This window comes from Methylomonas rosea, assembly GCF_024505055.1.
Classification (GTDB): Bacteria; Pseudomonadota; Gammaproteobacteria; order Methylococcales; family Methylomonadaceae; genus Methylomonas; species Methylomonas rosea.
In genome coordinates, this window is record NZ_JANIBL010000038.1 from 15195 (window position 1) to 35569 (window position 20375).

Annotated in this window: 16 protein-coding genes; 9 read left to right on the forward strand and 7 right to left on the reverse strand. The window is 53.8% G+C overall.

Annotation, left to right across the window (positions count from 1 at the left end; translation table 11 throughout):
• Nucleotides 1-10 precede the first annotated feature (10 nt).
• Complete coding sequence (locus NP589_RS12895) at nucleotides 11-1219, reverse strand: methyl-accepting chemotaxis protein (RefSeq protein ID WP_305891003.1); 1209 nt, start codon at nucleotides 1217-1219, stop codon at nucleotides 11-13.
• A 182-nt stretch (nucleotides 1220-1401) separates the two neighbouring features.
• Here NP589_RS12895 and NP589_RS12900 point away from each other — a divergent pair, with 182 nt between their 5' ends.
• From NP589_RS12900 to NP589_RS12910, 3 genes are read left to right on the forward strand one after another with little or no spacing between them, the layout of a single operon-like run.
• On the forward strand, nucleotides 1402-2193 hold the full coding sequence (locus NP589_RS12900) for a CheR family methyltransferase (protein WP_256607386.1): 792 nt from the start codon (nucleotides 1402-1404) through the stop codon (nucleotides 2191-2193).
• Nucleotides 2190-2786 carry a chemotaxis protein CheD gene (locus tag NP589_RS12905; RefSeq protein WP_064008393.1) on the forward strand — a complete coding sequence of 199 codons (597 nt, stop codon included), beginning with the start codon at nucleotides 2190-2192 and terminating at the stop codon, nucleotides 2784-2786. The genes NP589_RS12900 and NP589_RS12905 overlap by 4 nt, the downstream gene beginning before the upstream one ends.
• Nucleotides 2787-2824: 38 nt before the next feature.
• Nucleotides 2825-3919: a protein-glutamate methylesterase/protein-glutamine glutaminase gene (locus tag NP589_RS12910; RefSeq protein ID WP_064008392.1), complete on the forward strand. Its 1095-nt coding sequence runs from the start codon at nucleotides 2825-2827 to the stop codon at nucleotides 3917-3919.
• A gap of 14 nt (nucleotides 3920-3933) precedes the next feature.
• Here NP589_RS12910 and fucP read toward each other — a convergent pair whose 3' ends face one another.
• The 6 genes from fucP to nhaR form a co-directional block, all read right to left on the reverse strand.
• The gene (fucP, locus tag NP589_RS12915) at nucleotides 3934-5190 is read right to left on the reverse strand and encodes an L-fucose:H+ symporter permease (RefSeq protein WP_256607362.1); all 1257 of its coding nucleotides are present in this window, start codon (nucleotides 5188-5190) and stop codon (nucleotides 3934-3936) included.
• 21 nt (nucleotides 5191-5211) lie between these two features.
• Nucleotides 5212-7404, reverse strand: a complete 2193-nt coding sequence (locus NP589_RS12920) for a glycoside hydrolase family 3 N-terminal domain-containing protein (protein WP_256607363.1) — start codon at nucleotides 7402-7404, stop codon at nucleotides 5212-5214.
• 295 nt (nucleotides 7405-7699) lie between these two features.
• Nucleotides 7700-8377: a thiopurine S-methyltransferase gene (locus tag NP589_RS12925; protein WP_256607364.1), complete on the reverse strand. Its 678-nt coding sequence runs from the start codon at nucleotides 8375-8377 to the stop codon at nucleotides 7700-7702.
• Nucleotides 8374-9045: a class I SAM-dependent methyltransferase gene (locus NP589_RS12930; protein WP_256607365.1), complete on the reverse strand. Its 672-nt coding sequence runs from the start codon at nucleotides 9043-9045 to the stop codon at nucleotides 8374-8376. The genes NP589_RS12925 and NP589_RS12930 overlap by 4 nt, the downstream gene beginning before the upstream one ends.
• Before the next feature lie 288 nt (nucleotides 9046-9333).
• Nucleotides 9334-9804 (reverse strand): RDD family protein, encoded by a 471-nt coding sequence (locus NP589_RS12935; protein WP_256607366.1) that lies wholly within the window; start codon nucleotides 9802-9804, stop codon nucleotides 9334-9336.
• 91 nt (nucleotides 9805-9895) lie between these two features.
• Nucleotides 9896-10798: a transcriptional activator NhaR gene (gene nhaR, locus NP589_RS12940; RefSeq protein WP_256607367.1), complete on the reverse strand. Its 903-nt coding sequence runs from the start codon at nucleotides 10796-10798 to the stop codon at nucleotides 9896-9898.
• A gap of 113 nt (nucleotides 10799-10911) precedes the next feature.
• On the opposite strand from nhaR, the gene ppc reads away from it, so the two are divergent.
• The 6 genes from ppc to NP589_RS12970 all read left to right on the forward strand — a co-directional run bounded on the left by ppc (nucleotide 10912) and on the right by NP589_RS12970 (nucleotide 20342).
• Complete coding sequence (gene ppc, locus NP589_RS12945; protein ID WP_256607368.1) at nucleotides 10912-13833, forward strand: phosphoenolpyruvate carboxylase; 2922 nt, start codon at nucleotides 10912-10914, stop codon at nucleotides 13831-13833.
• A gap of 151 nt (nucleotides 13834-13984) precedes the next feature.
• Entirely contained in the window at nucleotides 13985-14425 is a 441-nt protein-coding gene (locus NP589_RS12950; protein ID WP_256607369.1) for a hypothetical protein, read from the forward strand.
• Nucleotides 14426-14446: 21 nt separating this feature from the next.
• The gene (locus NP589_RS12955) at nucleotides 14447-16540 is read left to right on the forward strand and encodes a peptidase domain-containing ABC transporter (protein WP_256607370.1); all 2094 of its coding nucleotides are present in this window, start codon (nucleotides 14447-14449) and stop codon (nucleotides 16538-16540) included.
• On the forward strand, nucleotides 16533-17843 hold the full coding sequence (locus NP589_RS12960) for an HlyD family secretion protein (protein WP_256607371.1): 1311 nt from the start codon (nucleotides 16533-16535) through the stop codon (nucleotides 17841-17843). Before NP589_RS12955 ends, NP589_RS12960 begins: the two co-directional genes overlap by 8 nt.
• A gap of 216 nt (nucleotides 17844-18059) precedes the next feature.
• Nucleotides 18060-19793, forward strand: coding sequence for a TolC family protein (locus tag NP589_RS12965; protein WP_256607372.1), 1734 nt, complete (start codon nucleotides 18060-18062; stop codon nucleotides 19791-19793).
• Between the two features lie 69 nt (nucleotides 19794-19862).
• Complete coding sequence (locus tag NP589_RS12970) at nucleotides 19863-20342, forward strand: hypothetical protein (protein WP_256607373.1); 480 nt, start codon at nucleotides 19863-19865, stop codon at nucleotides 20340-20342.
• Nucleotides 20343-20375 lie beyond the last annotated feature (33 nt).

The window sequence follows — 20375 nt, forward strand, 5'->3', positions numbered from 1 at the left end:
TTCATTAAATTTAGAAAAAGGTAATCTCGTCGTTGGCGGAAGTACTTTGGTGACTCACTGCCGTTCCGGAAGAGTGATTCAATAATTCTTCAGGCATGGTGTAGCTGAGCTCCATTTGGGCTAAAGTTGCCCCGACATCGAGACTATTCGCCTGGCGCTCGCCGCTATTACGCGTGGCGTCTACCGCACTTTGCAGGCTGTTTAGATTGTGTTCGACATGCGACAGCATTTGGCTGACCCGATCCTGAAACTGGAAGGCTGTCAACACCGAGAAAATTTCATCGCGAATTTGCGCGCTGTTGCCGCGCAGTTGGTCTGCATCGTTTCTGAACATATCCAAAGCTACCCGCAAATCGTCGAGTGCGGTGCGGATGGCGTGTTCGGCATCGCGTATCGCTTTGTCGTCGGAAGAGCCGGATGCTTCTGACATTTTCAAGGTGGAGGCCATGGCTTTGTTAATATCGGCGATAGCGTGGCTGATCTTTTCCCCGGTAGACGACGAAAAACCGGCCAGTTTACGGACTTCGTCGGCCACAACCGCAAACCCCCGGCCATTTTCGCCTGCCCGGGCAGCCTCGATGGCGGCATTAAGCGCCAATAAATTGATTTGTTCGGCAACCTTGCGCACTTCCTGCGCCATGGTGTCCAGCTGCCCGGTATGCGCGGACAGCTTACGAACCTCGTCGACCACCGCGTGCTCAACGTCTTGAATTTGACTTAAAACTTTTAAAACCGCAGTCAAGGCATCCCGGGTTTCGCTGAATAACACGTCAACGCTCCGGCCTTGACGGCTCTGCGCGCCACCGGATATTAGCCGCTCCAATTGATTGACCATAGCTGCGAAACGGCTGGTCAACACGGTGATTTCTTGTTCGGTATGTGTTCTGGAGGTCTGTACTTGTCTGAGCAGAATCGGCACTACTTGCAGAAACAAACGCTCCAGCTCGATGGCATAAGCTTCAAGATCTTGCAGTTTTAAATCTTCGTCGCCACGCCAAGCCTTATTGACTTCGTTTAATACGGCTTGCTGTTTGTTATACAAAGTAGACCCCACCAGAACGCCGGCAAAGCCAAGCGCAACGGTAGCTCCCATGCTGATCAAACTGAAACCGGTTTGCACGCAAGCCAACAGTCCACCTATCACTCCCAGCCCGACCGTCAACAGATAAAAACCAAGTGGACCGGGGCTTTTGGCTATGGGATAAGGTTTTCGAAGCATGGTAATTCCGTTTGGGTTTTGAGTATGTAAAGGATAGTAGAGAGTTTTAGACTTGCATTCAACCCAGTACCATCTTAGGTTTTTAGTTATTGTTAAGTTCTCAGCAATTCATGTAATTAATTACTGACATAATTGATTCACAAATCCTTACTAACGGAGAAATCTTTATTAGCATCGCCCCTATCACGACCGAAGAATTCGAACGCTTCAGATGTCTGATTTACGACCATGCCGGCATCGCTCTGACACCGGAAAAGAAAGTCATGGTAGCCAGCCGGCTAGCCAAGAGGCTCGACTATTACCAACTGCATAGTTACGGCGAATACTATCAGCTGGCTATCAGCCCCGACTACCCACATGAATTTCAAACACTAGTCAACATTCTGACCACCAATGAAACCTATTTTTTTCGGGAACCCAAACATTTCGAATTCTTCCAGCAGCAGATTCTTAAACCTTGGCGCGGCGAACAATTTCGGGTTTGGAGTGCGGCCAGTTCGACAGGAGAAGAAGCCTATACTTTAGCGATGGTATTGGCGGAGAACCTAGGCATGCGCAATTGGGAGATTTTCGGTTCCGACCTGAGTACCCGAGTATTGGACATTGCCCGGCAAGGCGTATATCCGCTGGACAGACTGGATCATATGGATAAACGGCTGCTAGAAAAATATTGTCTGAAGGGCGTGCGCAGCCAGGAAGGTTTTTTTCGCGTGGATAGCAAGCTGCGCAGTCGAGTCAAGTTCGATCAGGTCAATCTGATGAACGTACTGCCGCCTGCATTGGGTAAGTTCGAAGTGATTTTTCTGCGTAACGTTCTAATATATTTCGATCAAGACACCAAAAAACAGGTGGTAGAACGATTGACCACCGCTCTGAAGCCTGGCGGACATTTCATTATTAGCCATTCGGAAAGCCTGCATCGGGTCACGGAACAGTTACAAATGATCAAACCGTCAATTTATCGCAAACCATGAAAAGCCTGCCCTTCCGAGATACCCAACGTATCGTGATCGACCCGGGGGAATTCTATGCCTCCCGCAAACCGGAAGTCATTTCGACGCTGTTGGGCTCTTGCGTGGCAGCCTGCCTATACGATCCAATCAACCGGGTATTCGGTATGAATCATTTTTTGCTGGCTTATCGCTCCCACTCCAACAACATGCCTATCATCGAATCCGACGAAGGCCGCTACGGTATTTACGCGATGGAGTTGCTGATCAACGAAATGATGAAACTCGGCGCCAACCGGCTGAATCTACAAGCCAAATGTTTTGGCGGCGGCAATGTTTTAAAGCTGCGGGAAGACAAAAACCGAAAGCAAACCGTGGGCGATGTGAATGTTTTATTCATAAAAGAGTTTTTAAAAAAAGAAAACATTCCTATGCTTAGTGCCTGTCTTGGCGGCAACATTGGCAGAAACGTGCATTTCGTCGGTAGCGACTATTCGGTGTTTATCAAAAAAATCGACCACAACCAAGAAGTGTTACTGGAACAAGAAGAACGTCGCTACTGGAAGAAAAATATCGACGAACATGAAAAATCCAGAAGCAGTGCCGAATTCTGGTAGACAATCCAAGACAATTAACAGGCAACCCCAAAGACACTATGACAGACACAAAAGTATTTATAGTCGACGACTCCGCAGTGGTCCGGCAGGTATTAACCGGATTGCTCGATAGCCTGCCTGGCGTAAAAGTTATCGGTGCCGCGCCGGATCCGATCTTTGCCTTGACTCGCATGGAAAAAGACTGGCCGGATGTCATTATCCTGGACATCGAAATGCCCCGAATGGACGGCATCACGTTCTTGAAAAAGCTGATGCACGAACATCCCACTCCGGTAGTAATCTGCTCGACGCTGACTGCCAAAGGCGCGGAAGTCACGATGCAGGCCATGAGCGCCGGTGCTGTCGACATCATCACCAAACCCACCGTTAACCTGAAGGGCTTTCTGCAAGACTCAAAAACGCTGCTGGCCGATGCCATCAAAGGTGCGGCGCATGCCAGACTGAAAAAATCAGCGGGCCCATCGAGCAAACCCGTGGATGGCAGCCCGAAATTAACCGCCGACGCGGTACTTTCCCCTACCAGCCTGATCTCGATGACGGAAACCACCGACCGCGTCGTCGCCATTGGCACGTCAACCGGCGGCACCCAGGCCTTGGAATACGTATTAACGCGACTGCCGCGCACCACACCCGGTATCGTCATCGTCCAGCACATGCCGGAGGCGTTTACCGCCGCATTCGCCAAACGGCTGGACAGCCTGTGCCAGATCACCGTCAAGGAAGCCGAACAAAACGACCGGGTTATTCCCGGCTTGGCCTTGATCGCGCCCGGCGGCAAACACATGCTGTTGCGGCGTAGCGGCGCGCAATATCGGGTGGAAATCAAGGATGGTCCGTTGGTCAGCCGCCATCGTCCCTCGGTAGACGTGCTGTTCCGATCCGCAGCGCAAGCCGCCGGCAAAAACGTGCTAGGCGTAATTATGACCGGCATGGGCGACGACGGCGCGCACGGCATGAAGGAATTGCACGATACCGGCGCGCTCTGTGTCGCCCAAGACGAGGCCAGTTGCGTGGTCTACGGCATGCCCAAGGAAGCGGTGAAGCTAGGTGGCACCGACGGCGAACTGCCTTTATCGGCCATCCCGAATTTGATCATTCAATCGCCCAACCGGGCAAAATTCTTGAAAGGTTAAATGGCCGATTTTATCTACAGTTGGCGGCAGCGATAGCCGTAATAAGCGATATACAAGTAGCAAAGAAATGGGATAAAAAATGCGTGCTGAATGCCGATGTGATCGGCAAACGCGCCTTGCAACAGCGGTAAAACAGCCCCGCCGACGATAGCGGCGCAGAGAATGCCGGAGCCTTGACCGGTATGGCTGCCCAAGCCAGTCAAGGCCAGTGAAAAGATGGTGGGAAACATGATGGAGTTGCACAAGCCCACCGCCAGGATGGTAAGCATAGCCAGCGTACCGCTGCCCAACATCGTCGCCAACACCAAACCCGCCGCCGCCAAGGCATTGAACGCCAGCACCTTGCCGGGATGGATTTTCTGCATCACCGCCGACCCGATAAACCGGCCGACCATGGCCCCGCCCCAATAAAACGAAACGTATTTGCCGGCATCTTGCTCAGCCAAACCGGCGATATCCGGCTCACCTAGAAAGTTAACCAGAAAGCTGCCAATCGACACTTCGCCGCCGACGTAGACAAAAATTGCCACCGCGCCTAACACCAGATGCGAATATTGCCAGGCACTGCCGCCCTCTTCGTGCGCATCACCAGCCTCGGCTTGCTGGTTAATCTTCGGCAACTTAAGCATTGCAAAGACTGCGGCCATGAAAAACAATACCGCCGCGAGACCTAAATACGGATTTTGCACCGCCGCCGCTTCCGCCGTTTGATAAGCCGACAATTGCTCAGCGTCCAGCAGTTTTATCTCCTCGGCGCTTTTTACCGCATTCGACAAAATAAACAACGCGCCAAAATACGGCGCCAGCGTGGTTCCCAAGGAATTGAAGGCCTGAGTCAAAGTCAAGCGGCTGGATGCGGTGTGCGGATCGCCTAATACCGTCACATAAGGATTGGCGGACACCTGCAACAAGGTAATCCCAGACGCCAACACAAAAAACGCGCCCAAAAACAAAGGATAGGAATGTAGACCCGCAGCCGGATAAAACAGTAAACAACCGCAACCGGCAATCGCCAAGCCAACGATGATGCCGCCCTTGTAATCGATTTTTTCCACCAGATAACCGCTAGGCACCGACATCAAAAAATAGGCCGTGAAGAAACAAAACTGGATCAACATCGCCTGGGTGTAGCTCAACGTAAACACCGCCTTCAAGTGCGGAATCAGAATGTCGTTAAGACACGTGATAAAGCCCCAAATGAAAAACAGCGAGGTCAGAATGCTTAACGAGCCCGCATACGATGGTTTACCCTGGTTTTGTTGATCCGGCATGAGTTAATCCCACAAATTGAGTTAAGGTTTCGCGACCTGGAAACGAGCGGTTTCACTACCGACCATCACCTCAAATTCACCCGGCTCGACGATGCGTTTCATATCCACGCCGATAAAGGACATATCCTGCGGCGTTAAGCTAAATTGCAAGGTCTGCTCCGCGCCGGGTTTTAACTCGACTTTTTTAAACGCCTTTAACTGTTTCACCGGCCGCGAAACCGACGCAGCGACATCGTGCAGATACACCATCACGGTTTCCTTACCGGTAAGAGCGCCGGTATTTTTCACTTTAACCGTCACATCGATATTCTCACCCATGGCAATGCTGTCTTTATTCAAGCGCAGATCGCTGGTCTGGAACGTGGTGTAACTCAATCCGTGGCCGAACGGATACAGCGGCCGATACTGATTGCTCTCGAAAGCCTCTATCGGCTTGTGATCGTACATCACGATATCGTTGGTATCGCGCGGATAGGAAATCGGCAATTTACCGCTGGGATTGGTATCGCCGAACAAAATATCGGCTAGCGCGGCCCCGCCTTCCATACCCGGCAAAAAGCCCAACACCACGGCCTGAGCCTTGTTAGCTATTTCGGTGATGATACGCGGCCTACCGCCGAACGTGACTAAAATCACCGGCTTGCCGATTTCGAATATCGCTCTAGCCAATTGCAACTGCACCGGGTCCAGGTGCAGGGATTCAAGATTGCCTTCGGTTTCGGTATAGGTTTTTTCGCCCAACGCCAAAATCACCACATCGTGCTGCCGCGCCTGGGTTACAGCCTGCTCGATATTGATTTCGTCGCTGAAGTTTTTCCCGCCCACATAGGTTACTTTACCGCTGGTTTTTTGCTGCAGGGCTTGTAACAAAGTTGGCTTGTCTTTAGGGTACAAATGCTCTGCGGCACCCTGCCAGGTGATGGTCCAGCCGCCATTCATCACGCTCAACAAATTCGCGGTCGGCCCGGTGACCAGAATGCTGGCCTGCTTTTTCAAGGGCAAAATATGTTGATCGTTTTTCGCCAGAATGATCGCTTCCCGCGCCGCTTGCCGGTTAGCGGCCACAGCCTCCTCAGTTACAAAATTACCTGCTACCGCTAAATCCGGCTCGCGTCTATCAAACAACCCGCTTTGATACTTCACCCGCAAAATGCGCGTCACCGCTTCGTCGATGCGAGTCATCGGCACTTCGCCGGTTTTAGCTAGATCCAGCAGCAAGTCGTAAAACGAGTAATCGAAAGGCACCATGCTCATATCCACGCCGGCCATCACCGCCATCTTCACTGCTTCGCGCGGCGAGGCCGCCAGTTTGTCGCGGGTGTATAAACGGGATATGTCCGCCCAATCGGACACGGTAGAGCCTTTAAAGCCCATCTCGTCGCGCAAAATGGTGTTCAGGTAATGATGATTGACGTGCCCGGGAATACCGTCCACCTCGGCGGAATTGATCATCACCGTCGGCGACCCGGCTTTCACGCCGGCCTCGAAACCCGGCAGAAAATATTCGCGTAAAGCCCGCTCGCCTATCCAAGCCGGGGTTCGGTCCTTGCCGTTTAACGGATAGCTATAGCCAACATAATGTTTCAAGCAGGTCGGCGCTTTGTCGGCGTCCGCAAAGTCCTCGCCCTGATGACCATGGATATAGGCACTACCCATCGTCACCGCCAGATGCACGTCCTCACCATATGTTTCCCACAAGCGCGGCCACAGCGGTTGCCGGCCGATGTCCATCACCGGCATAAAATTCCAGTCCAATCCCGAGGCCTTCACTTCCCTAGCGGTCACTGCGCCTTCCTTGAAAGCCAGATCCGGATTAAACGTTGCCGCCATACTGATAGCTTGCGGAAACAGTACCGCGTTTTCGGTATAGGTGGCGCCATGAATCGCATCGATACCGTAGAGCACTGGAATTTTCAGCCGGCTTTTCGCGGCCACTTCACGTATCGCCTGGGTCATCCGCCGCCATTTTTCGATGGGCTGGGTTTGATTATTCGGTGTGGTGGGCGTGTTCAGTATCGAGCCGATATGCCGATTCAATATGGCATCTTCCAGTTTGGCCTGATCAATCGGATTATCGGCCACTTCGCCGTTCACCACCGAAACCACGCTGAAATCGATCTGGGTCATCTGCCCGACTTTTTCTTCCAGGCTCATTTGCGCCAGCAAGGCCTGAACCTGCGCTTCAACATTGTCGTTTGTTTCTTGTGCACTCACGCCGGACTCCAAGGCCACGAATAGGGAAAGAATTAAAAAAGCTGGTTTTGTTTTCAAGAGATTTATTTGGTTTGAATGATGCCCGCTCAATCGATTTGTATGCCTGCCGTCCGCACGGCAAAGGTCTGCTCAAAGATAGCAAGGCGCTCGCAATTATTGTTTAAAAGAAAGCTATGGTTATGAATTTCGTCACGCTATAGACGCACGTTAACGAAGCAGCCGGAATAGTGTATCCAGACCTGACAGCGCTGTCCCCTATTTTATGAGCAATCGCGCCATAGACAATTTAGCAAAATCAGGCCTGGCTTGGCGTTTTACAGGACAGGTGATACACCTTGTACAGCCCGGCCTCGCCCGCAGCAAACGCTTGCGAATCCACCTCGTCTATGCGTTGCACATGACTCAGCTCAATCACAAAATCCTTACCGTATAACGCGATGATTTCGTCGGACACATCGTCAGTCTCATTGCTAAGCGGTTCCAGTTCAAGATCCTCCGCGGTCAACAGCAAGATGGTCGCCGTTTCCGGCACGATGCGCCGTAACTGCGACACATAGTGCCCGCGAATGTCCTCGGGCAATGCGGTTAAGGCCGCGCGGTCGTAAACGGTATTAATTTGCCCTAATTCGGCGGCAGTCAGCGCAAAATAATCGCCGCACAAAATACTTAATCTGCCGCTACGCCACAGCGTAAATTTACCGACTCGCCGCCGCACCGGCCGCAGGCGGTTTTCTTTAAAAAAGGCTTTTACCGCTACTTCGCTTAATTCGACACCGATGACCTGATGTCCTTGCCCAGCCAGCCAAAGCATATCCAGACTCTTGCCGCACAGCGGCACGAAGACCCGGCTGCCTGGGGCCGCGTTCAGGCTAGGCCAGAATTGCGCCAGCAAACTATTAACGGCAATCTGGTGAAAATCGGTACGCCGGTCGCGCCAAAACTGCAACCACAAGGTATTGTCGCGCCCGGTCATGCCGCTTCCCCAACTAGAGCTTGACTGAAGGTCAGAAACCGACCTTTGTAACGCTCGCCGTTTTCAGTCAGACGTTCGGCAATCCGGCTGGTACAGCCATAGCCCAAACCGGTCATTTCCCGGCAAAATCCTACCCGATTGCCGCGATCAGGATCGACAATAATGATTTGCGCGTTCCGGGCGGCATGCCGATCAATAAAGTGCGCCAGCTGCGCAGGCTGTTGACGTTCGTATAGCACATCACTGCCTATAATCAGATCGAAGCGGCCCAATCCGGGATTGCCGGTGGCCCAATTGCCGGTTTTATATTGCAACGGCCCCAGCTTATTTAGCAGCAGATTTTCGTTAAGAAATGTCTCGCTCAAAGGATGCCAATCGCTAACGGTAATATTGCCGGCCCGACGATGAATCACCAGACTGGCCAAGCCCAAGCCGGCACCAATTTCCAGGATGCGCTTCCCCACCAAATCGAAACTATGCATGGCCAAGGCCAGCACGCGCGCTGACGGCCATACCTTCCCGAACAGCGACCAACTGGCGGACGAAATCCCGACCGATTCGGCCTCGCCGAGCGGATCGGCATATTGCTGCAAATCGGCTAACGAGCGAATGACATAATCGAAACCGGCAACGGTGACGGTCTCGAATTTAACACGATAATCTGGCATTGGGGGTTACAGCGACAAGGTTGTGTATCAGGAAAAGGTTCTGATCGAAGGGCACAACGCTTACTGAAAAGAGGCATGCAGGCCGAAAAGGCACTCGCGGAGTTGCCCAGGGCCGGGCAACTGTTTATGCAGGGTAACACATTGCTTGAGTTAGCAAGGCGGCAGCTATGATTAAGGATAACGTAATCACTGAATCTGGATCGATTCATCGCCATCCAGGCGATTTGATGGCTGTTACTTTTTTACGGCTTTGGTGGTTCCCCTAAGCCGCCAAAACTTAAATTGAGGCTAGTACTTCCCATCCATGAATGTCTTTGAGTTACCCGCCCTGTTTTTCGGACGAACTACCAAGGTGCCGGCGAGCTTGTCATGCCAGCCTTGCTTTCGGCTGTCGAAAGCCACCCAGAGAAGGCCAAGCCCCAGCGGGAAGGTTGACAGGTAGTAGGCAAAATAGCGGCCGATGAATTGACCCGTGCTCGGCGGGTTGCCAGTCTTTGCATCCACAATTTTTGCGGAGATTGCCATCTTGCCCGGGGTCGCCTGCTTGGCGACCCAAAAGGCAATCACTGCCGCTGCGGGAAAAATATAGGAAACCAGTAAATCCACCGGTCCCTGGACAAAGCTTTCGCTGAACCAATATTCCTCGCCGTAAAATGCCATCAGTATCGGCAAAATAATCATAGCCATCAGGATGCTGTCGATAATCGACGCGCCGACTCGCGGCCAGAAGCCGACCAGTTCTAAGTCTTCGGGGTTCATGCCTTACTCCTTGTTGGTTTAACGGGGATAAGAAATCATAGCCTGCCCTGCTCCAATTGACGAACCTCCGTACCAACAAATCTCGCGGAAATTATTCCGGAAACAATTTATCCCGTGCATTCTCCAAAATCGCAGTCACGGCCGGATGTTTGAGTTTGCGGCGCATGGTAATCGCATAAAAACGTTCATGTACCGAGTCGATACGGCCGATGGCTTCCACGCCGTATTGGCTTTGGATTTCTGCTTCAACATTACTCGGCGCGACAAACAAACCCACCCCGCCACTACCGAAGGTTTTGATCAACGCGCTGTCTTCAATTTCAGCCTGGATGGCCGGACTGATGCTTTCGGCATCGAACCATTGATCCAGCGAGCGCCGTAACGAAGTATTGGCGGTCGGCAGCAAGAACGGCGCGCCGCTCAAACAGCGCGGGAAGTTTTGCCTATAGGTCACGGCCAAGGCCGGCGCACCAAACACGGTAACTCCGCATTCGCCCAGCAGATGATTAAAGGCCTTGGCGCCACTGGTGGGTGTCAGCGGCGCATCGGACAACACTAAATCCATGCCTTGCATGGCCATGTCACTCAATAGCCGCTCGGTTTTGTCCTCGTAGCAAAGAATCTGTACCGGTTCCGGCAAGCGAAATGCCGGCTCTATCAAACGGTAAACCACCATTTTCGGTAACGCATCCGCGACGCCCACCACCAAACGCAAGGCTCTTCCGGTCGGGCGGCCTTTTAAGGTGTTGCTTAGCTCTCTGCCCAGCGAAAAGATTTCTTCGGCATAATTAAATACCACCCGGCCGGTGTCGGTTAATGCCAGCTTACGGCCTTGTTTATAAAACAGTTTTTCGCCGATTTGCTGTTCCAGCACCGCTAATTGGCCGCTGATGGTAGGCTGCGCCAAATGCAGTTTCTCGCACGCTCGCGTGATGCTTTCTTCGCGGGCGACATTCCAGAAATAAAACAAATGTTGATAGTTGATTCGTTCCACTAGCACTTAATACATAGAAATTTACGATGCTTTTATTCTAAACATTCTATTTAACAATATCAAAATGCTGCGTTAGGCTATCGACCAACCGACAATCACCGTGAGAACTGAATATGCAAAAGCTAAAAGCGCTGCACAATGACAATATAGGCCCTGGCACAGGAACCGAACTGGCGGATTATGGCAAGTCGGCATTCGAACTGGACAATGTAAGCGCCAGCCAAATCCTCAGCGATCGCTTAGGCGATGCTCACGGCGACGACAAAGATCTACGCAGCTCGATTCGTCTGCTCGGCTCGATATTAACAAAAGTCCTGGCTGCGCAGGCTAAGCCGGAAGTAGCCAACGCCGTCGCGCAATTGCAGCGCAAGTTTGCCAGTCTGATCAGAGAAGGCAGCGCCAACCGCCGTCGCCAATTCATGGAAATTCTGGAAGACCTGGATGCCGAAGAAATAGGCGAAGTAGTGCGGGTGTTTAACGGCTATTTCAGTCTGATCAATATCGCCGAAGAATCGCATAATCTGAATTTGCGGCGGCAAAATCAGACCGGTCGCTATTGGCCCGGCTCGTTTCACGATACGCTGATCAAATTGCGCGACAGCGGCGTCAACGCGGACAAACTACAGATTTTGCTGGACGAGATGCTGTATTTACCGGTGATGACCGCCCACCCCACCGAAGCCAAACGCCGCACCGTGAAAAGCGCCTTGCGCAACGTGTTCCTCAGCCAGGAAGCCTTGGACGATCCGCGCCTGCGCAGCCAACAGCGCAGCGAGGCCCTGGATAAACTGCAAGCACAGATTCAACTGCTGCTGAAAACAGACGAAGTGCGCGCCCGCAAACTGGGCGTGGCGGACGAAATCGATGCCGGCCTGTTTTACTTTTCCCTGTCGCTGTTTCAGGCCACCACTTTGGTTTACCGGAACTTGCAACGTTCACTTAGCGATGTGTTCGGCGCCGACGTTGCCAGTCAAATCCGCATCCCCAGTTTTCTGCGCTTTGGTTCGTGGATAGGCGGCGACCGTGACGGCAATCCGAATGTAAAGCCGGAAACCACCGAACTGGCTTTGCGCATGCAGGCGCAAACCATCATGCAGGAATATCTGGCACGCCTGGATCAATTGCGCGGCCAGTTGTCGCATTCGTATGGCCTGTGTGAATTGGCGCCTGAATTTATCGACAGCCTGCACGCCGACCGCACTATGCTGGGCGCGGCGGTAGCGGACTTGGAAAAACCGTATTTGCAAGAGCCTTACCGGCACAAATTGATATTGATGAAATACCGTATGCAATGCACCTTGCATCGGGTTCAACAACAGTTGCAAGGCGAACCGGAACAAGCCAATCGCCACGCCTATGCCAGCGTCGCGGAGTTTTTACTCGATCTGCGCCTGATCGATGCATCCTTACGCGGCCATGGCGACGCCAATATAGCCGAGTTGGAGCTAGCCGATTTGATCAGACTGGCCGATGTATTTGACTTTCACCTGATGCAACTCGACGTTCGGCAGGAATCGACTCGTCACAGTGAAGCCGTCGCGGAAATTCTGACCGCGGCACTGAACATCGATTATCTGGCGCTGGACGAAGCACAGCGCATCGCATTGTTAGCCGAGGCTATCGCCGCACCGGGCGGTTTGATGTTCGACGCCGCCGCGCTGACGCCAGCCAATCGCGAAACGCTGGAATTATTTACGGTGATGGCGAAAATGCGCCGGGAAATCGGCCCGAACTGTTTTGGAAAATACGTGATTTCCATGACCCACGCCGCCAGCCATGTCTTGGAAGTGTTGTTGCTGGCGGCGCAAGCCGGCTTGGTCGGCAAAATTGGCGGGCATTGGCATTGTCATATCGGCGTCAGCCCCCTGTTCGAAACTATCGACGATTTAAACCGCATTTCCGAGGTGCTGACCCAGCTATTCGATACCGATTGCTATCGGGAGTTGTTGCGTGTCAGCGATGACCGCCAGGAAATCATGCTGGGCTATTCCGACTCCTGCAAGGATGGCGGCATCCTGGCCTCGGCCTGGGGCTTATCGCGCGCGCAACGGGAAATCATCGCCATCAGCGAGCGTTACGGTTTGAAATGCCGATTATTTCACGGCCGTGGCGGCACCGTCGGTCGCGGCGGCGGTCCGACTCACGAAGCGATCCTGGCGCAGCCACCCGATACCGTGCGCGGCCAGATCAAATTTACCGAGCAAGGCGAAGTGCTGTTTTATCGGTATAACAATATGGAAACCGCAGTCTACGAATTGACCATGGGCGTTACCGGCTTGCTTAAAGCCAGCGTCAGCCTGGTGCAAGCCATACCGGCGGATCGCGCGGAAGATTTGACGGTGATGGACGAATTGGCGAGGATAGGTGAGCAAAGTTATCGTGACTTAACCGAACGCACACCCGGCTTTTTGGATTATTTCTACGAAGCCACGCCGGTAGGCGAAATCGGCGGCTTGAACATTGGTTCGCGGCCTTCGCATCGCAAAAAACTGGATCGCTCGAAAAACTCGGTGCGCGCTATTGCCTGGGTGTTCGCCTGGGCCCAATCACGGCAGACTTTTCCGGCTTGGTACGGCATCGGTTTCAGCCTGGCCAGCTGGTGCGCCGGCAAACCGGAGCGCCTGGAAACGTTGCGCAGGATGTATAACGACTGGCCGTTTTTCCGCAATCTGCTCAGCAACGCGCAAATGGCGCTGAGTAAATCCGACATGAACATTGCCCGCGAATACGCGCAATTGTGCGCCGATCCGGAAACCGGCAAGCGCGTTTACAACCTGATAGCCGGCGAGCACCAGCGCTGCGTGGAGTGGATCTTGGAGATAACCAACGCAGACCGCTTGCTCGCGGAAAACCCGGCACTCGCAGCGTCCTTGCAACGCCGCGACGCTTACCTGGGGCCGCTGAATTACCTGCAAGTATTTTTGATCCGGCGGCTGAGGGAGATTAATACCGAGAATGCCGCAGAAAGCCCATGGATGAAACCCTTGTTGCGCAGTATTAATGCCATTGCCGCGGGCATGCGCAATACAGGTTGAGACTTAAAAAGCAAAGCCAGTCCAGTGGAGAGAATTTAGTTTATTTGTAAACTAATTGTATTGTAACCAAGACATCGTATAACGAATGCGCCCTTCTCCCCTCAACGGTGAGAAGGGGCTTTTTCGGCAGACTCTAAAAGGGAGGAGAACCATGCAAAAAGCCTACGCATTGGCACACTGGTTTAGAGTTATCATCATTAATACCGGGCGCTGGCTGTTTGAAAACAAGCCTGCCATGGCAATCTTGAGCCTGATATTCTTGTATAAATTCGGCGACACCTTGCTACCCTTTCTATGGCACATTCTGCATCTGGCGATCGAAGTAGTCGAAATGCTGGCCGAGCATTTTTTGGAACATGTGTTCGGGGTAACCCCGCGTCAGGCCGAATTCATTGTGTTTTGGACCGGTCTGACTTTGCTCGGTACCGTGGTTTGGCACTTGTCGTATAAAGCATATCTCGCGATATTGCAGGCATGCGAAGCCGCCTGGCAAAACTGGTGTGAAAAAGCCGGCCCGGCCAAATTACTCGCTACCCTTAAGCTGACACTTTTGCTGAGCATACTCGGCAAGACCATGCTGTTATTCGTTTAAACCGATAGGATTTCGTTACGTATGAGCACCGCCTCAGGATTTAAGGAACACCCGCACAGAAAACAATCGACGCTGACCCTACTGGAGTTTTTATTCGGCCTGCTGGAGATGCACAACCAAGCCCAAGGACCTACGGAGCGCTTGATAGAATCAGCCAGTGACGATAGCCAGGCAGCGCTGGTCGCTATAGGCGACCATTTGGGCTTGAACATGGAGAGCGTGCTGCTCACGCCTACCGCCGCCGCAAATGCCTCTGCCCCGCAAACCCCGTTACTAACCAGCCTGTCCGACGGTTACGGCTGGATAGTCCTGTACGGATTTCGCGGCGGCAAAGTCAGAGTGGCTTTGGCCCAAGGCGAGGTCATCGAAGAGCGCCTCGTCAAACCTGCTGACATCGGTAAATTACTGGGCCGATCAGATGCCGGTATTAGCGAATGGCTGCTAGCGCAAGCTCAGGCGCCGTTTGAGAATGCCGTCAGCCAAGACCATCACGCGCACATGCCGCCATTCCGACGCTTGCTGGAACTGTTACGAGCTGATCGCCACGATCTCTGGCTATTGTTGGGCTTGGCTTTGGGCTCCGGCTTACTGGCGCTGGCTTCGCCGGTGGCGGTGCAAGCGCTGGTCAATACCGTGGCGATGGGCGGCATGGGTCAGCCTTTAATCGTGTTGGCGACCATCCTGTTTTTCTTTCTAAGCTTCGCCGGCGCGGTCTATGTGCTGGAATCTTATCTGGTGGAAATCGTGCAGCGGCGGATTTTCGTGCGTCTGGCCGCCGACTTGGCCTATCGCTTGCCCAGGGTGCGCAGCGATACCTATGACAGTCAACATGGCGCGGAACTGGTCAATCGCTTTTTCGATGTATTGACCTTGCAAAAAGCCGGTTCTTCACTGCTCTTGGACGGTTTGAGCACCGTGGTGCAAACCTGCGTCGGCCTGATCATGCTGGCCTTCTATCACCCTTTCCTGCTGGCGTTCGATGTGGTTTTGCTGTTGGCTATCACAGCGATAGTATTTTTGTTGGGCCGCGGCGCGGTCACAACCGCAATTCAGGAATCCATCAGCAAATATGCCTTGGTAGCCTGGTTGGAAAGCGTTGCCGGGAATATCCAGACCTTTAAATTCGGTAACGGTGCCACGATGGCCGCCAACCGTACCGACCAACTGGCGCTGGATTATTTAACAGCCAAACGCCAGCATTACCGTGTGCTGTTGGGCCAAGTGATCGGCTCTGTGGCCTTATACGCCATCGCCAGTACGGCCTTGTTGGCTATCGGCGGCTATCTGGTAATAGACGGCCACTTAACCTTGGGTCAATTGGTGGCGGCGGAACTGATCGTATCGTCGGCCTTACTGGCGTTGATCAAGTTCGGCAAGCATCTGGAAGGCTTTTACGACTTAATGGCCGGCACGGACAAGATCGGTCATTTATTGGATTTGCCTTTAGAAGCTTCAGCTGAGGTGGATGCAGAATTTAATGGTCCGGCGTCTTTAACGATCAGCAATTTGAAATTTGGCTTCAATTCGCACCGGCCGTTGTTCTCCGATTTTTCCATGCACGTACAGCCGGGCGAAAAAATCGCGATTTTAGGCGGCCCCGGCAGCGGCAAAACCGCCCTGGCCTCGCTATTGAGCGGGATGCGCCAAGCACAAGCCGGGCAGATTCAAATCAACGGTCAGGCCTTGAATGATCTGCGCCTGAGTAGCTTACGGCAGAACATCGCGGTGGTCAGCCGACTGGAGATTTTTCACGACAGTATCCTGGAAAATGTCAGGCTCGGCGATGCGAACGTTAGCGTTGCCGATGTCGAGCGAGCCCTGGCCAAGGTAGGCTTGACCGGCATGGATTTGGATACCGTGATGAGTCCCGGCGGCTCGCCGCTTGCAAATAGCCAAGCCATACAAGTGATGTTGGCTAGAGCCATCACCTCACGGCCGGCCTTGTTGATCGTGGATGGCATACTCGATGCGTTGGATGCCCAATTGCAGCAAAAGCTGGCATCGGCACTATTTGCCGCTGATGCGCCCTGGACGCTATTACTGCTGACCGGCTCACAGGAGTTGGCCGCACTTTGCGGGCGCGAGATACATTTGCCGAGAGCCGCCCATGACTGAGTTACAGATTAGGCTGTCAGCACTATCGGCGGCACACACCCCGCGCCTGGTCAGCAGTTTAGCGCGCGCTTGCGTCTGGTTATTTCTGTTGACCCCGCCTGCCCTGCTGCTGACACCCTGGCAACAAAACATCAACGGCAACGGCCGGGTCTCGGCCTTTGCACCGCTAGAACGCCAACAGAACTTGGATGCTCCGGTTTCCGGTCGCATCGTCAGTTGGCATGCTAAAGAAGGCACCAAAGTGAAAGCCGGCGATTTGCTGATGGAAATCACCGATGTCGATCCCGAGTTGCTCGAACGCTTGCAACAACAACGCGCGGCAGCCGCCGCAAAATTGGCGGCCAAGGAAGACGAGCTCCGGGCTTACCGCCTGCAAATCGACAACTTGATTGCTACCCGCGATTTACAAGTGGCTACCGCACAATACCGGCTGGATGTCGCTAGACAACGAGCGCGCTCGGCCAGTGAAGCCATTGCCTCGGCGCGCGCGACGCTGGAAACGGCTAGCGTACAAACCCAGCGTCTGCAACGCTTGATCGGCGACGGCTTGGTGTCGCAGCGCGATTACGAAGTTGCGCAACGCGATGGTATCGTGGCGCAACGCAGCTTAAACAGCGCCCAAGCCAGTCTGGAAGGCGCTTTGGCCGAACAACGCGCCGCCGAAGCGGAAATCGGCCGGATTCGCGCCGACGCCCAGGCGCGTATCGACTCGGCGACCGCGTCGGCCAATAAGACTCAGAGCGAACTGGAAGACAGCCGCAGCAGCTTGTTGAAAAGCGAGGTGGATGTGTCCCGCCAGCAATCCCAACAAATCAGAGCGCCACGCGACGGCAGCATCCTCAGACTGCTGGCCAATCCACAAAGCGACATCGTCAGACAAGGCGATCCGCTGCTGGTATTGGTGCCGGACATGGATGTGAAAGCGGTGGAACTGTGGGTGGACGGCAACGATGCGGTATTGATCACCCCCGGCCGGCATGCGCGTCTGCAATTCGAGGGCTGGCCGGCCTTACAATTCGCCGGCTGGCCGGAAGTGGCCGTGGGCACCTTCGGCGGTTTGGTCGCTTTTGTGGATTCTACCGACGACGGCAAGGGTAAATTCCGGGTGCTGATCGTGCCCGATCCCAACGACCGCCCCTGGCCAACTGAACGCTTCGCCCGCCAAGGCGTGCGGGTGAAAGGCTGGGTCTTGCTGAATCGCGTAACGATGGCTTACGAACTGTGGCGTCAACTGAATGCCTTTCCGCCGCAAATGACTACGGAAGCGCCGGCGACCGATCTGGTCAGGCAAAAATTGAAATAAGCGCTTATGAATCGTTTTGCAATCAAGCTATGTTGGTCACCCTGGCCCCTGATTCTCGCCGAGTCGAGCACGGGGTGGGCTGACGCGTTATTAACTCGGACTTCACGTATCGTTCGCCCCGAACCTTTCGAAGGGCTTAGGGCGCCAGGCTTCGGCCGGCTCAGCCCAAACGGCGTACCCGAGAAAAAATACCCAGGTTTAACAAGGCGGATAAGTGTGCTGCTCTTTGTACCCTTACTAGTCAGTTGCGGACAATATCTCGATACCAGTCCCGATCGTAAACTGGTCAAGCGCGTGGAAGAACGCCTGCAACCCGATGAAGGGTTGCCGCTGCCGGCCATCTCACAGTTGCCGCCGCAAACTGTAGAGCAGGCCTTGCCCAAGTTTAAGGAAGGCCGGCCAAAATCGGCCACCATCCTGCCCCCGCCCAGCGCGACCAAACCGGAACTGCCTAAAGCTGCGCCGGAAGCCAGCAAGCAGTTATCTATCTCAGCGGTGCGCAGCATGGCCTTGGAAAACAACCTGGACCTGAAAATCGCCCAGGCCGACCCGAAAATCGCCGCCACTGCGGTCAGCGAGGAAGAAGCCAAATTCGACGATTTGATTTTTGCCAAGGCCAAATACGGTAAGAAAAACACCCCGGCGCAAAATCTGGATGTCGTCAGTTTTACCCCGGTCGATCCCTCTTCGCCGCTGAAAAACGAAATCGACAAACTCACCGCCGTGCCGCAGGAAACCGAAGTGCTGGATATGGAAGCCGGTATCGTCATTCCCTTGCGTACCGGGGCAAAAGTGACGGTCAGTTCACCGTTCGACGGCAAGCGCCAGTTCCGCGGTGTTGCATCCGACCAGTATCAAAATGCGCTGCGGTTTTCCATCAGCCAGCCTTTGCTGCGCGATGCGGGTATTTCCAACAACGTGGCCGGAATCCGCATTGCCCGTTACGAGCAACAAGCAGTAGACGTGAAAACTCGCCTGCAAGCAATTCGCGTGTTGGCGATGGTCGAGCGCGCATATTGGAGCCTATATGTCGCCTGGGGGGAATTAGACGTACGCCGCCAACAATACGAAAACGCTTCCAACAACCTGAACATGGTGAGGAAACGGGTGGCGGAAGGTTTGACCGCCAGCGTAGAAATCAACCGTGCCGAAATCGGCGTGGCCGAACGCCTGGAGTCGCTGATCATCGCCGAAACCAGCTTAAAGATCCGCCAACGCCAGCTGAAGTTATTATTGAACGCAGCGGATCTTGATCTGGATTCACAAACTGTGCTGATCCCCGATACCTCACCGACCCTGCTGGAATTTAATCTGGACCGCGAACAACTGGCGCAGCGCGCCTTGGACGGCCGGTTGGAGTTACTGGAACTGGAATTGAAGCTGGCCGCTGATTTAACAAAGATCGATTATCTCAGCAATCAGACTTTGCCGATGTTCATGCTGGACTACAACTACGCCGCGCTGGGTCGCGACACCTCGTCCTACGGCGGCGCCTTCGATCAGACCTTGAACGGCAATTTTTCGGATTGGTCGGTGGGCTTACGCGTGGAAATCCCGCTCAGCAACGAATTGCGCCGCGCGCGTCTGGACCGGGCCGTGCAGGAGCGCATGCAGCGTCTGACCACGCAACAATTGCGCGAATTGAGCGTGCGCCGGGAAATCTACGATGCCTTGGATCAAATGAGCCAAAACTGGCAACGTATTCTAGCCACCCGCCAAAACGTGGTACTGGCCGGCCTTAACTATGACGCCGAACTGAAGCAATTTAAGGAAGGCCTGCGGACGATGACCGAGGTATTGGAAACGCTAACCCGCCTTGGTGAAGCGCAGTTGCGCGAGGTGCGTGCGATCGGCGACTATCAAGTGTCGATGATAGACCTGGCGTTTGCCACCGGGACTCTGCTCGGACATAGCCGGGTGGATTTGGGCTTGGCGAATGCCAAGCCGTAAATCCTAGATTTACCTCAAGATAAACAAACCGGCCGACAATAACGCACCAATCAGAATCAGGACGTAGCAATGAAACTGGCAAAATGCTTTGAAAACTGGGGCCTCAGTAAACTGAAAATCAATATCGGCTTCCTGGAAAGCGAGTGGGAGCCGCAGGAAGCTGACCGCGACGCCGCCTGGGAATTATATGTGGAAATGCTGACCCGCATCGTCACTCAGCCGCTGCCCGACACGGATGGCGACGAACAAACCGCTTTGAACAGCGTACACAGTTTGTTTGCGGTGACGCGCGATATTCTGCGCCGCAAAGGCCGCGACTGCATCCAGTTCAGCAAGGTCGCCATCGTGGTGCTCAATCAAATCGTCCGGCCGTTTACCGCCGAATGGCATAAACGTTCGCTGGCCGGCGCGTTCAACGACCCGCAGCAATGCCGGGAATTTCGTGCGGCATTGAAACTATTGCAACTGGATTTATTGATATACGCCAAGGCGCTGGCGGACATTGCTAAGGTGGAAGACTTGACGGCGGCTGCGTTTCAAAACCCTTAGCTGGCTAATATAAATCATCAGCGGCCTGGCGGC

Excerpts from the sequence above, each read along its gene's own strand:
- NP589_RS12895 (WP_305891003.1), bottom strand. The coding sequence starts at position 1,219 with ATGCTTCGAAAACCTTATCCCATAGCCAAAAGCCCCGGTCCACTTGGT.
- NP589_RS12905 (WP_064008393.1), top strand. The coding sequence starts at position 2,190 with ATGAAAAGCCTGCCCTTCCGAGATACCCAACGTATCGTGATCGACCCG.
- NP589_RS12910 (WP_064008392.1), top strand. The coding sequence starts at position 2,825 with ATGACAGACACAAAAGTATTTATAGTCGACGACTCCGCAGTGGTCCGG.
- fucP (WP_256607362.1), bottom strand. The coding sequence starts at position 5,190 with ATGCCGGATCAACAAAACCAGGGTAAACCATCGTATGCGGGCTCGTTA.
- NP589_RS12925 (WP_256607364.1), bottom strand. The coding sequence starts at position 8,377 with ATGACCGGGCGCGACAATACCTTGTGGTTGCAGTTTTGGCGCGACCGG.
- NP589_RS12930 (WP_256607365.1), bottom strand. The coding sequence starts at position 9,045 with ATGCCAGATTATCGTGTTAAATTCGAGACCGTCACCGTTGCCGGTTTC.
- NP589_RS12935 (WP_256607366.1), bottom strand. The coding sequence starts at position 9,804 with ATGAACCCCGAAGACTTAGAACTGGTCGGCTTCTGGCCGCGAGTCGGC.
- ppc (WP_256607368.1), top strand. The coding sequence starts at position 10,912 with ATGCAAAAGCTAAAAGCGCTGCACAATGACAATATAGGCCCTGGCACA.
- NP589_RS12950 (WP_256607369.1), top strand. The coding sequence starts at position 13,985 with ATGCAAAAAGCCTACGCATTGGCACACTGGTTTAGAGTTATCATCATT.
- NP589_RS12955 (WP_256607370.1), top strand. The coding sequence starts at position 14,447 with ATGAGCACCGCCTCAGGATTTAAGGAACACCCGCACAGAAAACAATCG.
- NP589_RS12960 (WP_256607371.1), top strand. The coding sequence starts at position 16,533 with ATGACTGAGTTACAGATTAGGCTGTCAGCACTATCGGCGGCACACACC.
- NP589_RS12970 (WP_256607373.1), top strand. The coding sequence starts at position 19,863 with ATGAAACTGGCAAAATGCTTTGAAAACTGGGGCCTCAGTAAACTGAAA.